Raw genomic sequence first — 12,476 nt, forward strand, 5'->3', positions numbered from 1 at the left:
CCATCGTGCCCTCAGCAAGGGGAATGCTCGTCTGTCCATTGAGCACATTGAGTCGGGAATCTGCCTTGCCGCTTGTGCGAAACTATTGGTTATGTGCCAGGACTAATCTTTGGCTGAGCACCTTCAATCAGGTGCCATCTACCTTTTTTTGCCGTCGGGAGCAACAGCACATGCAGTTGGGAATAATTGGATTGGGCCGGATGGGCGGTAACATCGCACGGCGTCTGATGCTCGATGGGCATAAAACCGTGGTTTTTGATCGTAATACCGATTTTGTCAGCGCGCTTGAGCAAGAGGGTGCCCATGGCGTTGCTGATTTGCCTGCGTTGGTGGCGGCTCTGGAAAAGCCACGTGCCGTATGGGTCATGCTGCCTTCTGGCGCGCCTACCGAAGACACCATTGAGACCCTGAGCGAACTGCTCGACGCCGATGACATCATCATTGATGGCGGCAACACTTTTTACAAAGACGATATTCGCCGCGCACAGTCGCTGGCCGGCAAAGGCATTCGATATGTCGACGTTGGCACCTCTGGCGGAGTGTGGGGGCTGGAGCGCGGCTACTGCATGATGATCGGCGGTGACACGGCTGTGGTTAACCACCTGGACCCGCTCTTCGCAACGCTGGCTCCCGGCATGGGTAGCATCCCGCGCACCAAGGACCGTGTGTCTGACGATGATCGTGCTGAACATGGCTACATCCATGCCGGCCCGGCGGGCGCAGGGCACTTCGTGAAAATGGTTCACAACGGTATTGAGTACGGCCTGATGCAGGCGTACGCGGAAGGCTTCAACTTGATGAAGATGAAAGCCTCGGCCAATTTGCCGGAAGACCAGCGCTTTGACCTCAACCTGGGGGATATCGCCGAGGTGTGGCGTCGAGGCAGTGTGGTGTCGTCCTGGTTACTGGATTTGACCGCTGATGCACTGGCCACCGATGCACCACTGGACGGTTACTCGGGTTCCGTGGCGGACAGTGGCGAAGGTCGCTGGACCATTGAAGCGGCGATGGAACAATCCACCCCGGTGCCCGTGCTGTCGAGCGCGCTGTTTGCCCGTTACAGTTCCCGCCAGCAAAGCCTTTACGGCGACAAAATGCTGTCGGCCATGCGCTTTGGCTTCGGCGGCCATGTGGAGACCCCCAAAAAATGACCGACCTGTCCGGTAAACCCAATGCCAAGCCTGCCCCCCCCACCACGCTGTTTTTGTTTGGGGCCCACGGCGATCTGGTCAAGCGCCTGTTGATGCCAGCGCTGTACAACTTGAGCCGGGACGGTTTGCTGGATGATGGCTTGCGCATTGTGGGCGTCGACCACAATGAGATCAGTGATGAAGGGTTTGCCAAAAAGCTGGAAGACTTTATTCGCACTGAAGCGGCCAGCAAAGTGGATCGCCATGATGGCCAGCGCGTGAGTGCCGATGTGTGGGCCGCGCTCGCGAAAAACATCAGTTATGTACAGGGCGACTTTCTGGATGACAGCACCTATGCGGCGCTGGAGCAGAAGATTATCGCCAGTGGCACGGGTAACGCGGTGTTCTACCTGGCCACTGCCCCACGCTTTTTCAGCGAAGTGGTGCAGCGCCTGGGTGCCAGCGGGCTGCTCAAGGAAACCCCGCAAGCCTTTCGCCGGGTGGTGATTGAGAAACCGTTCGGCACCGACCTCGACACCGCTCAAACCTTGAATGCGTGCCTGTTGAGCGTGATGAGCGAAAAACAGATCTATCGGATCGATCATTACCTGGGCAAGGAAACAGTCCAGAATATTTTGGTCAGTCGCTTCTCCAATGGGCTTTTTGAAGCCTTCTGGAATAACCATTACATTGACCATGTGCAGATCACAGCGGCTGAAACCGTTGGGGTCGAGACGCGTGGCAGCTTTTACGAGCACACCGGTGCCTTGCGCGACATGTTGCCCAACCATTTGTTTCAGTTGCTGGCGATGGTGGCCATGGAGCCTCCGGCAGCCTTTGGTGCCGATGCCGTCAGGGGCGAAAAGGCCAAGGTCATCGGTGCCATTCGCCCGTGGTCAAAGGCTGACGCGCTAAAAAATTCGGTACGCGGGCAGTACACCGCGGGTGAGTCGGGTGGCAAGTCGGTGGTGGGTTACCGCGAAGAAAACAACGTAGCCGCCGACAGCAACACTGAGACGTTTGTTGCGCTTAAGGTCATGATCGACAACTGGCGCTGGGTCGGTGTGCCGTTTTATTTGCGTACCGGCAAACGCATGAGCGCACGGGATACCGAGATCGCTATTTGTTTTAAGCCGGCCCCTTATGCCCAGTTCCGTGACACCGAAGTCGAGCGACTACAACCGAACTATTTGCGTATCCAGATCCAGCCCAATGAAGGGATGTGGTTTGATTTGCAGGCAAAACGTCCGGGGCCGGGGCTTAAAATGGCTAATATCGAGTTGGGTTTCGCCTACAAGGACTTCTTCGAAATGCAGCCTTCGACGGGCTACGAAACGTTGATTTACGATTGCCTGACCGGCGATCAGACGTTGTTTCAGCGTGCCGACAATATTGAAAACGGTTGGCGCGGCGTGCAGCCGTTTCTGGATGCCTGGCGTGAACACTGTGATGTTCAACCCTATAAAGCCGGTGAGGACGGGCCGCAAGCGGCAAAAGACCTGATGGCCCGCGATGGTCGCGTGTGGCTGAACATCGGATGAGCGAAGCCACGAGTGAGCCGATAGCGCTGGTGCTGTGTGACCTGGACGGCACTTTGCTGATGCCGGATCATCGCATCAGTGCGGGTAACCTGGCGGCGGTCAAAGCGCTGCAAACGGCAGGTGTGCACTTCACCCTCGCCAGCGGTCGTCCGCCCAGAGCCATGCGGCCGCTGGCTGATGAGTTGGGAATCACCCTGCCCATCGCCGGGCTCAATGGCGCGATTGTGCTTGATGCCGATGGGCGTGAACTGCAATCGTACCCGTTGCCGCTGCAAGCGGTGCACATCACCTTGGACCTGTTGACGCAGCACGACGTGGAAATCTGGCTGTTTACAGGCGATTTATGGTTGCTGTGCGATCCTGACAAGCCAATGGTGGCACAGGAGCAAGCGGGGCTGGGGTATCCGCCGCAGGTGGTTACCCGCTTCGAACCGTATTTGCAGCGGGTGCATAAAATAGTGGCGGCCAGCCGTAATGCCGCGCTCTTGGTTGACCTGGAGCAGCAGTTACAGCCGCTACTGTGCGGGTTGGCGCTGGCCAGCCGGTCGCAGGCCTGTTACCTGGACGTGACGGCGCTGCGCGCCAACAAAGGGGAAGCCCTTGTGACTCTGGCCGAGCGCCTGAAGGTGCCTTTGGCCCGGACGCTGGCCGTCGGGGATGGTGGCAATGACCCGGCGATGTTCAAGCTCGCCGGTGTTTCGGTGGCAATGGGGCACGCCGAGGCGCTGGTGCGAGAACAGGCTGCTCATGTGACGGGAACCAACCTCGAAGACGGTGTAGCGCAGGCCATTGAGCGTTTTATCCTGCAGCCTGGAAAGATACAGGGGTAGGCCGTTTTGTCCTGATTTTGGCGCAAACACGGCCTGCTGCGTGTCTGTTGTGCTTGTTATAGTCCATCGATCATTGATTGGCGGCAGCGCCCTACACAGGATTGGAATCATGTCCGAGTACCAGGCTTTTCAGGTTGAAGTAAAGGGCAGCATTGCCCATGTGCAGATCAATCGACCTGAAAAGGTCAATGCGATGAGCGCGGCGTTCTGGACCGAGATTGTCGAGATCTTCCGCTGGGTCGACGACACTGACGCTGTGCGGGTGGTGGTGCTTAGCGGTGCCGGAAAGCATTTCTCTGCAGGCATTGACCTGATGTTGCTCGCCTCGGTCGCCAATGAAATGGGCAAGGACGTCGGCCGAAATGCCCGTTTGCTGCGGCGCAAGATCTTGCAGATGCAGGCGTCGTTTAATGCGGTTGATCAATGCCGCAAACCGGTGCTGGCTGCCATTCAGGGCTATTGCCTGGGCGGGGCCATAGATTTGATCGCCGCGTGTGACATGCGCTACGCCGCTGAAGATGCGCAGTTCTCGATCAAGGAAATCGATATGGGCATGGCCGCAGATGTGGGAACGTTGCAACGTCTACCGCGGATTATCGGTGACGGCATGCTGCGTGAGCTGGCGTATACCGGGCGTAGCGTGTCTTCGCAGGAGGCTTTGGGCATAGGCCTGGTCAATCGCGTCTACAGCGACCATGACACATTGCTTGAAGGCGTCATGGCGATTGCCGGTGAGATCGCCGCTAAATCCCCGATTGCCATTGAAGGCACCAAACGGATGATCAGTTACATGCGCGATCACACCGTGGCGGATGGTTTAGAGTATGTGGCGACGTGGAATGCGGCGATGTTGCAATCCAGCGATCTGCGAGTTGCCATGACGGCGCACATGACCAAAAAGACCCCTGAATTTCTCGACTGACGCGTGACTCGCGTTGGTCATCAACCCCTGACCAAGGAACGATCCATGACACCGCGTTGGACCACGGCAGTACTGGACACAGAGCTTACTGGCGGCTGGGCCGTGGCTCGCGGGCCGGACGGTTTTTTGCTTGACGACAATGGCCCGCTGTTTGCGCGTGAATGGCTTAAGCGACAGAATTTACCCGTGCTGGCAGAACATGGCATTGGGCATCTGGACGGTGAACCTGTGTACCTGCTGGAACTGAGCGGGCCGGCGCAGCTTTCAGGTTGTCGTTGGCAGGGGCTGCGGGCCTTTATGCTGGAGGGCGATCACACGCTCTACAAGGTGCTTGGCTATGCCGCGCAAATCGGCACGTGGGCGCGAGAACATCGTTTCTGCGGCAGCTGTGGGCAGGCGATGACGCAGGTGCCAAAGGAGCGCGCGATGTACTGCGTGGCGTGTGATTTGCGCAGTTACCCGCGTATTTCACCCAGCATGATTGTGTTGATTACCCGAGGCGATGAAGTGCTGCTGGCGCGCTCGCCGCGTTTTGTCACGGGTGTGTACAGCACGCTGGCGGGGTTCGCCGAACCCGGTGAATCGGCTGAGGATTGCCTGATTCGTGAGGTGCGTGAGGAGGTGCAGCTTGAGGTTAAAAACATCCAATATGTGGGGAGCCAGTGCTGGCCATTCCCACACTCGATGATGCTGGGTTTTCATGCGCAGTACGCGGGGGGAGATATCGTGCCCCAAGTCGACGAGATAGAAGATGCGCAGTGGTTCAGTGTGCACAACTTGCCGCCGTTGCCGGCATCGCGCTCAATTGCGCGCTACCTGATCGACCTGTATGTGGCGCGGCGCTTAGGCTTGGCCGAACCAGTGCTGCCAGGCTAGGCGCACGGTCAGCCCAAGCACCACGGTGATAAATACCGGACGAATGAATTTGGCCCCGCCGCTGATAGCGCTGCGGGCGCCAAAGAAAGCCCCCACCATGACGGCCAGGCCCATGGTGATGCCGATCACCCAGTCAACGTGCCCCGAGAAGATAAACACCGACAGCGCCGCAATGTTGCTGACGAAGTTCATGCTGCGGGCCACACCGCTCGCTTTAACCAGATCAATGGGGTAGAGCAGCATGCTGCTGACTGTCCAGAACGCGCCAGTTCCAGGGCCTGCCACGCCATCGTAAAACCCCAGGCTAAACCCTTGCGGCAACTGCCACTTCTTTTTGATCGGGGCATCGTTGTCGATAGGCGTTTTTGGCGTGCCACCAAACAGTAGATACAAGCCGCAGGCAAATACAATCACCGGGAGCATTTTGTTCAGCCATTCAGCGGGCATGTAATGGGCCACAATGGCACCAATCAGTGCGCCAGCGAGGGTGCCGAAGACGGCCAGTTTCCACTCGCGGGGGTGGAACAGCTTGCGCCTGTAAAAAGTAAAACTGGCGACTGCCGAGCCGAAAGTGGCACTCAGTTTGTTGGTACCCAGTACGAGGTGTGGGGGTAATCCGGCTGTCAGCAACGCTGGAGTGGTAAGCAGGCCACCACCACCGGCAATCGCGTCGATAAAGCCCGCCACAAAGGCAACGGCAGCCAGGATGGCGAGGGTGGTCAAATCTACGCTGAGTTCGAAAGGCATGGGATCGACTTAATTCGGCAGGACGTACAGCGCTGACGCGCAGGAAGGACGTCATCTTACCGATAACAGCGAACAGCAGCGATAGGCCTTTACGATGTACGGGTGTGATCCCGCTAACCGACGATTAGCCCTAAGTGCTGGTTAGTACCAGAGCATTGGCGTTGCAAGGAGGATCAAGGCATACGGTTCAGGCTTCATGCTTGCGAGCGTTCACCGACAGTGCGCCAAGCTTGATCAGGCGGGTACGTGTGACATTGCGGCTCAAACCCAGCAGCTTTGCCGTGTGTACCTGATTGTGATGGCAGAACTCATAAGCCGCCCGCAACAGGCTGTCTTCTACGGTTTCGTGCAAGGCCCCCGGCTCTTCTTCGAACAGTTTACGAAAGGCGCTCTGCAGCAGCGCTTGACTGGTGTCCGAATGCTTGTGTTGTGTCGATGGGGGAGTGCGGCGCTGGCGCGATTGCGATAGGCGCAAGTCTTGAGCGGTTATCGTTTGGTTACGGCACAACAGCAGGCTGTGATGAATAACGTTTTCCAACTCACGGATATTGCCTTGCCACGCGTGTTGTTCGAGCACTTCTTCGGCGCTGGCACTTAATGTGGTGGGCCCATGTTGCAGCCTTTGCCGATAGGTTTGAAGGAAATGCCTCGCCAGCGGCAGGATATCCCCTGGGCGATCACGCAATGGGTGCAGCACCAAGCTGACGACATTCAAGCGGTAGTACAGGTCCTCACGAAAATGCCCGGCATCAATGGCCTGCTCCAAGTTCACGTTGGTGGCGGCCAGCACACGAACATTGATCCGCGTGCTTTTGCGCGAGCCGAGCCTTACCACCTCTTGCTCTTGCAGAACGCGTAACAATTTCACCTGGATGGCGAGCGGCAAATCACCAATTTCATCCAGAAACAACGTACCGCCATCAGCCTCTTCAAACCAGCCGCCCTTGGCGGCCAGTGCCCCCGTAAAAGCGCCTTTTTCATGGCCAAACAACTCGGCTTCAACAAGCGATTCGGCGAATGCACCGCAATTGACGGCAACGAAGGGTTGATGATGACGGTGACTGAGTTGGTGAATATGTCGCGCAACCAGTTCCTTGCCTGTGCCGGTTTCACCCATGACCAGCACGCTTGCATCGCTGGGGGCAATCTGTTTCAGGTGCGCTAGCAGCGCCTTGGAGGAGGGGTCTTCGAATACTTGGGCGGTCGCCCGTATAGACGTGGCGAGCGCTGGAGTGGCCGGCAATGTCAAAAGCTGCATGGACAGCTCCTTTTAGCGGAGGCTCTGCCCACAAAAGGAAAGCCGAAGGCTGCTTTATAATGTGATTTTGTTATTCCGTAAACTAACCTAATTCCATATTTATATATCCTTATGATATATAAGGCTTGCGCGAAGCGGCATTTCTAGCGCTTTATAGCGCCATGTATTCACCTGTTGCAGGGATTTGGGAATCCTCCTACATCTTTTCTTGAGGGTGACTCTTTTTTCATCTGGCTCGATCGGTTATTTCTAATCGCCACACCTCTAATGTGGCTTCACTTTTCTGGCATCAGGCGCTGCCTGATTCCGGATTATGCTCAGCGGGTTTTTACGATGAACAAACGACCTCTTTATTTTGATTACGCTGCCACCACGCCTGTGGATGCCCGTGTCATTCAGGTGATGGTCGATTACCTGGGTTTTGAAGGGCATTTTGGCAATCCGGCGTCGGGGTCCCATGTTTTTGGTCAACACGCCCGGCAGGCAGTCGAACTGGCCCGTGAGCAGGTCGCACAATTGATCAGGGCGAGGCCGGATCAAATCATCTGGACATCCGGTGCGACCGAGTCCAACAACCTTGCGCTCAAGGGCGTGGCGCAGGCAGTAGGCCAGACAGGCGGGCATATCATTACCAGCCAGATTGAGCATAAGGCCGTACTCGATACGGCACGCTTTTTAGAGCAATCCGGCATTGAAGTGACCTATCTGGCCCCTGATGAAGCCGGCCTGATAAGCGCTGAACAAGTGAGTTCGGCACTACGCCAGGACACGCTGCTGGTCTCGTTGATGCTGGTCAACAATGAGCTGGGAACGGTGAATGACATTCCGGGCATTGGGCAACGGGTTCGTGAGCATGGTGCCCTGTTTCATGTGGATGCAGCGCAAGGGGCTGGCAAATGTGTCATTGACCTCGGTGAATGGGCTGTGGACCTCATGTCCTTTTCCGGGCACAAGGTGTATGGCCCAAAAGGGATTGGCGCATTGTATGTAGGCGAGCGGGCGCGGGACCGTTTGCAGGCACAAATTCACGGTGGTGGGCATGAGTCAGGGTTGCGTTCCGGTACGTTGGCGACGCATCAGATTGCTGGCATGGGGGCTGCTTTTGCAGTCGCCAGTGAGTCCTTTGGCTCAGAGCTTGAACATATTCGTGTACTGCGCCAGCGTTTGCTGGATCAATTGGTGGATATACCCGGGCTGCAGATCAATGGTTGTCCGGCTCAGCGTATTCCTCATACCTTGAGCCTTACGTTCGGCGAAGGGCATTTTGACAGTGGGGTGCTGAGCAACGCTCTGGCCTACTCGGCCACGTCAGCGTGTAATTCAGCCAGCAAGACGCCGTCTCATGTGCTGCTGGCGCTGGGGCACGATGCGCATAAAGCAGGGCGTACCATTCGTTTGAGTCTTGGGCGTTTTACTCGTGAACAAGACATTGATGCTGCTGCAAGGGCGATCCAATCTGCAGTCGCGGCACCGGCACCCTTTTGGGCGTTGTCCAGTGTTGATAGCTGATTCATTATCAGCCACGGATAAAAACATTCGTGGCAAGCAGGAGGCGGGATGAATACCCAGTTGTTGAGCAGCGAGCTGGTAGTGCAGCGCTTGGCCCGCACGCGTGCGCAGATGAATCAGAACGGCATCTATGTGTTGCTGGTGCCTTCTTCCGACCCCCATCTTTCAGAGTACCTGCCGGCGTATTGGCAGGGAAGGCAATGGCTTTCAGGTTTCTATGGGTCAGTCGGGACATTGGTTGTGACGCCGGACTACGCTGGGTTATGGGTGGACAGCCGCTACTGGGAACAGGCAACCAAAGAGTTGGCGGGCAGCACCATAGCGTTGGTTAAATTACTGTCGGGTAAGCCTGGCCCTTTGGAGTGGCTGGCTGAACAGGTACCTCAAGGTGCGACCGTTGCGGTTGATGGCGCGGTGTTTGCCTTGGCCTCGTACCGAACGTTAGACGCCAGGCTCAAAGAGCGTGGCGCTGTTTTGCGCACGGATCTCGACCTCCTGGGGCTGGTTTGGGATAATCGGCCTGCGCTTCCGGCCCAGGCGGTCTATGAGCATTTGCCACCACAGGCAACAGTGAGCCGTATCGATAAGCTGGCCGAGCTACGCGAAACGCTGAAACAGCGCGGCGCGGATGCACATTTTATTGCAACCCTGGATGACATCGCCTGGTTGTTCAACCTTCGCGGTTCTGATGTGTCCTTCAATCCTGTATTTGTTTCGTTTGCACTGATCGAGCCTGAGCAAGCCACTGTCTTTGTCGATCTCAACAAAGTCAGCGATGGACTGCGAGCGGTGTTGCAGCATGACGGGGTTGAACTGCGTGACTACACCGAAGTGAATGCCGCCTTGGCCGCATTACCGGCATCGACCCGGCTGTTGCTGGACCCTGCGCGAGTTACCTGCGGGCTGCTCAGTCATCTTCAGCGCGAAGTGACGTGGGTTGAAGGGGTGAACCCGACGACATTGGCCAAGTCCCGGAAGAGCCTTGATGACGCTTTTTATATCCGTGAAGCGATGGAGCAGGATGGCGCTGCACTCTGTGAATTTTTTGCCTGGCTGGAAACGGCCATGGGGCGTGAGCACATCACGGAACTGACCATCGATGAGCGATTGAGTGCTGAGCGGGCACGGCGGCCGGGTTTCGTTTCTTTGAGCTTCAATACGATTGCAGCCTTCAATGCCAATGGTGCAATGCCGCATTACCATGCGACCGAGCAGGCGCATGCGGTGATCGAAGGGAATGGACTGTTGCTGATCGATTCGGGAGGTCAGTATTTGGGTGGAACAACCGATATCACGCGCATGGTTCCAGTCGGTACGCCGACTGTCGAGCAAAAGCACGATTGTACGCGTGTGTTGAAAGGTGTGATTGCCTTGTCCAGAGCGCAATTCCCCACAGGCATTCTCTCACCGTTGCTGGATTCAATTGCTAGGGCACCTCTCTGGGCTGAGGGTGTCGATTACGGGCACGGTACAGGCCACGGTGTTGGTTACTTTCTGAATGTGCATGAAGGGCCTCAGGTAATTGCCTACCAGGCATCACCCGCGCCGCAGACCGCTATGCAGCCCGGCATGATTACGTCAATTGAGCCGGGAACCTATCGTCCAGGGCGCTGGGGAGTGCGAATCGAGAACCTGGTGTTGAATCGAGAGGCTGAGGGGTCGGAGTTCGGGAGTTTCTTGAGGTTTGAAACGCTGACCTTGTGCCCGATTGATACCCGCTGTTTGGAGGCGTCACTGCTAACGCACGATGAGCTGGATTGGCTGGATACCTACCACGTTGAGGTTTTTGACCGCTTGAGTCCTCTGCTTGAAGGGGATGCTCTGGCTTGGTTGAAGGCCAGAACAGAGCCATTTTCAAGCGTGGTTTAACTCTGCTGCGTCGCACCTGTGGGCTGTTCACGGTGCGGCGAAAGCGTTGAATGCCTTTATTTGCAAATGACAATCATGCTCCTGCTTGTATACCCCGCCGGGTTCAAACCGAAAAGGTAGTCCCCGGGTTCTTCAGCGGTATCGCCTGATTTGGCAATCAGCCTGTATCCTTTCTTACCACAAGACTTCGTCGCTTCTTCGTAGCAGTTATCCCACGATGATGAGAGCCCAGAGCAATTGATATGCAAGCCTCGTTTACCATGCTTGGTGGTAGTTTCTGAGGTTGCTGCGCAGCCGGTGACAACGAGTACGGCTAAAGCTATCAATAAGCGTTTCATTTCTGTCCTTATCAGTTACGTCGGATTTACGGAAACAGGTATTGATTGACCATCGTGTAATGGCTCCAGTGAAGGCTCCTTTATGGAGTCGTCCCTCCAGCCACCTTTAGACGAACAAACATCGCTCAAATAAAGGCTAATTACTAGGGCTCTGTCAAAACCTGATTACTGATCAGTCTTAACAGGGTTGAAATGGTTGCGCATCGTCAAGGTTGCACCGATGGAGGCCATGATAATGCAGAGGATGGCCATCCACTGGGTCAACGATAGAATTTCATTTAGAAACAGCAGGCCTGAAAGCGCTCCAAAAGCAGGTTCTATACTCATAAGTGTGCCGAATGTCCGTGTGGGCATACGAGTGAGAGCCATCATTTCCAAGGTGTAAGGAAAGGCCGTCGACAAGACGGCGACCGCAATGGCGACAGGGATCAGGCTGGGGTTTAATAAGGCGGTACCAGCATGAGCAATCCCGATTGGTGTGATCAGCACGGCTGCAATCATTACGCCTAGAGCAGCTGACTGGACGCCGTGATCAGAACCGGCTTTTTGTCCGTATAAGATGTAGAACGCCCAGCACACACCTGCACCTAGCGCGTAGCCCGCGCCGACCGGGTCGATGCCGCTTGTATCATCGCCTGTGGGCACAAGCAGGAACAGGCCTGCAATGGCCAGCCCAATCCAGACAAAGTCGATAGGTCTGCGGGAGGCGTAGATGGCGACAGCCAGTGGGCCGGTGAACTCCAGGGCTACAGCAATGCCCAGCGGTACGGTTCGCAGCGACATGTAATAAAGGATATTCATGCCTCCCAGCGCTACCCCATAAATGATGACAGTCTTTAAGGATTTGGCGGTGAGCTTGGTTCTCCAGGGGCGCAATATCAGCAGCATGATCAGGCTGGCGAATATAAGGCGAAAAGTGGTCGTGCCTTGGGCTCCGATGATGGGGAACATGGTTTTTGCTAGTGCAGCTCCCGATTGCACCGAGGCCATTGCAATAAGCAGCAAGCCGACAGGGAGCAGTGTCGATAAGAGGCTGTTGGTGTGTTTGGTCATTAAAGAAGGGGCCTGGGTTGTCATCGGGGTTCAAGAAGATCGGGCATCATGCGCAAGTCATACGTGTTGCGCAATATAATGCGCACTGGGTGGCATCCTTTTGCTTGCATCGCCTTTTGGTATAATTAGCCCTTGACTCTGAATTCCAGCGGCCTATAATTCGCCCCACTTCCGGCGCAGTCGAAACGGAAAACTCCTTGATTATCAACGAGTTGGATTGGTTTTCGGCGGTGCCAGCTTCAAGTCATTGAAGCAGGAAATGAGGTGTTGACAGCAGCGTGTAACGCTGTAGAATTCGCCTCCCGCTAACGAGAGATCGAAAGCGCAAGTGGTTGATGTTACAGAGGAAACTTTGAAAACATCTTAAAATAACCGCTTGACAGCAACAGAGGCTGCTGTAGAA

At 56.0% G+C, this 12,476-nt stretch carries 11 protein-coding genes; 7 read left to right on the forward strand and 4 right to left on the reverse strand.

Features of this window, described 5'->3' with window-relative positions:
* Nucleotides 1-170 precede the first annotated feature (170 nt).
* The 5 genes from gnd to nudC all read left to right on the forward strand — a co-directional run bounded on the left by gnd (nucleotide 171) and on the right by nudC (nucleotide 5,299).
* Nucleotides 171-1,151: a phosphogluconate dehydrogenase (NAD(+)-dependent, decarboxylating) gene (gene gnd / locus Q1W15_RS08655; protein ID WP_300726364.1), complete on the forward strand. Its 981-nt coding sequence runs from the start codon at nucleotides 171-173 to the stop codon at nucleotides 1,149-1,151.
* Nucleotides 1,148-2,671 carry a glucose-6-phosphate dehydrogenase gene (gene zwf / locus Q1W15_RS08660; RefSeq protein ID WP_300726367.1) on the forward strand — a complete coding sequence of 508 codons (1,524 nt, stop codon included), beginning with the start codon at nucleotides 1,148-1,150 and terminating at the stop codon, nucleotides 2,669-2,671. The genes gnd and zwf overlap by 4 nt, the downstream gene beginning before the upstream one ends.
* Nucleotides 2,668-3,501: an HAD family hydrolase gene (locus Q1W15_RS08665; protein WP_300726369.1), complete on the forward strand. Its 834-nt coding sequence runs from the start codon at nucleotides 2,668-2,670 to the stop codon at nucleotides 3,499-3,501. Before zwf ends, Q1W15_RS08665 begins: the two co-directional genes overlap by 4 nt.
* A 109-nt stretch (nucleotides 3,502-3,610) precedes the next feature.
* Nucleotides 3,611-4,423: a crotonase/enoyl-CoA hydratase family protein gene (locus Q1W15_RS08670; RefSeq protein WP_300726372.1), complete on the forward strand. Its 813-nt coding sequence runs from the start codon at nucleotides 3,611-3,613 to the stop codon at nucleotides 4,421-4,423.
* A gap of 45 nt (nucleotides 4,424-4,468) precedes the next feature.
* On the forward strand, nucleotides 4,469-5,299 hold the full coding sequence (gene nudC, locus Q1W15_RS08675) for an NAD(+) diphosphatase (RefSeq protein WP_300726374.1): 831 nt from the start codon (nucleotides 4,469-4,471) through the stop codon (nucleotides 5,297-5,299).
* Here nudC and Q1W15_RS08680 read toward each other — a convergent pair.
* Nucleotides 5,267-6,046 (reverse strand): TSUP family transporter, encoded by a 780-nt coding sequence (locus Q1W15_RS08680; RefSeq protein WP_300726376.1) that lies wholly within the window; start codon nucleotides 6,044-6,046, stop codon nucleotides 5,267-5,269. The genes nudC and Q1W15_RS08680 overlap by 33 nt on opposite strands.
* A gap of 187 nt (nucleotides 6,047-6,233) precedes the next feature.
* A complete protein-coding gene (locus Q1W15_RS08685; protein ID WP_300726379.1) occupies nucleotides 6,234-7,304 on the reverse strand; it encodes a sigma-54-dependent Fis family transcriptional regulator in 1,071 nt (356 codons plus the stop codon).
* A 333-nt stretch (nucleotides 7,305-7,637) separates the two neighbouring features.
* On the opposite strand from Q1W15_RS08685, the gene Q1W15_RS08690 reads away from it, so the two are divergent.
* Together Q1W15_RS08690 and Q1W15_RS08695 are read left to right on the forward strand one after the other, a co-directional pair.
* The gene (locus Q1W15_RS08690; RefSeq protein ID WP_300726382.1) at nucleotides 7,638-8,813 is read left to right on the forward strand and encodes an aminotransferase class V-fold PLP-dependent enzyme; all 1,176 of its coding nucleotides are present in this window, start codon (nucleotides 7,638-7,640) and stop codon (nucleotides 8,811-8,813) included.
* A gap of 48 nt (nucleotides 8,814-8,861) precedes the next feature.
* Nucleotides 8,862-10,682, forward strand: coding sequence for an aminopeptidase P family protein (locus tag Q1W15_RS08695; RefSeq protein WP_300726385.1), 1,821 nt, complete (start codon nucleotides 8,862-8,864; stop codon nucleotides 10,680-10,682).
* A 56-nt stretch (nucleotides 10,683-10,738) separates the two neighbouring features.
* Here Q1W15_RS08695 and Q1W15_RS08700 read toward each other — a convergent pair whose 3' ends face one another.
* Nucleotides 10,739-11,020, reverse strand: coding sequence for a hypothetical protein (locus Q1W15_RS08700; protein WP_300726388.1), 282 nt, complete (start codon nucleotides 11,018-11,020; stop codon nucleotides 10,739-10,741).
* Nucleotides 11,021-11,185: 165 nt separating this feature from the next.
* A complete protein-coding gene (gene rhtA, locus Q1W15_RS08705; protein ID WP_300726391.1) occupies nucleotides 11,186-12,073 on the reverse strand; it encodes a threonine/homoserine exporter RhtA in 888 nt (295 codons plus the stop codon).
* Nucleotides 12,074-12,476 lie beyond the last annotated feature (403 nt).

It is taken from the genome of Pseudomonas sp., from assembly GCF_030150285.1.
Lineage (GTDB): Bacteria > Pseudomonadota > Gammaproteobacteria > Pseudomonadales > Pseudomonadaceae > Aquipseudomonas.

Excerpts from the sequence above, each read along its gene's own strand:
- Q1W15_RS08670 (WP_300726372.1), top strand. The coding sequence starts at position 3,611 with ATGTCCGAGTACCAGGCTTTTCAGGTTGAAGTAAAGGGCAGCATTGCC.
- nudC (WP_300726374.1), top strand. The coding sequence starts at position 4,469 with ATGACACCGCGTTGGACCACGGCAGTACTGGACACAGAGCTTACTGGC.
- Q1W15_RS08665 (WP_300726369.1), top strand. The coding sequence starts at position 2,668 with ATGAGCGAAGCCACGAGTGAGCCGATAGCGCTGGTGCTGTGTGACCTG.
- Q1W15_RS08695 (WP_300726385.1), top strand. The coding sequence starts at position 8,862 with ATGAATACCCAGTTGTTGAGCAGCGAGCTGGTAGTGCAGCGCTTGGCC.
- gnd (WP_300726364.1), top strand. The coding sequence starts at position 171 with ATGCAGTTGGGAATAATTGGATTGGGCCGGATGGGCGGTAACATCGCA.
- Q1W15_RS08690 (WP_300726382.1), top strand. The coding sequence starts at position 7,638 with ATGAACAAACGACCTCTTTATTTTGATTACGCTGCCACCACGCCTGTG.
- Q1W15_RS08685 (WP_300726379.1), bottom strand. The coding sequence starts at position 7,304 with ATGCAGCTTTTGACATTGCCGGCCACTCCAGCGCTCGCCACGTCTATA.
- zwf (WP_300726367.1), top strand. The coding sequence starts at position 1,148 with ATGACCGACCTGTCCGGTAAACCCAATGCCAAGCCTGCCCCCCCCACC.
- Q1W15_RS08680 (WP_300726376.1), bottom strand. The coding sequence starts at position 6,046 with ATGCCTTTCGAACTCAGCGTAGATTTGACCACCCTCGCCATCCTGGCT.
- rhtA (WP_300726391.1), bottom strand. The coding sequence starts at position 12,073 with ATGACCAAACACACCAACAGCCTCTTATCGACACTGCTCCCTGTCGGC.
- Q1W15_RS08700 (WP_300726388.1), bottom strand. The coding sequence starts at position 11,020 with ATGAAACGCTTATTGATAGCTTTAGCCGTACTCGTTGTCACCGGCTGC.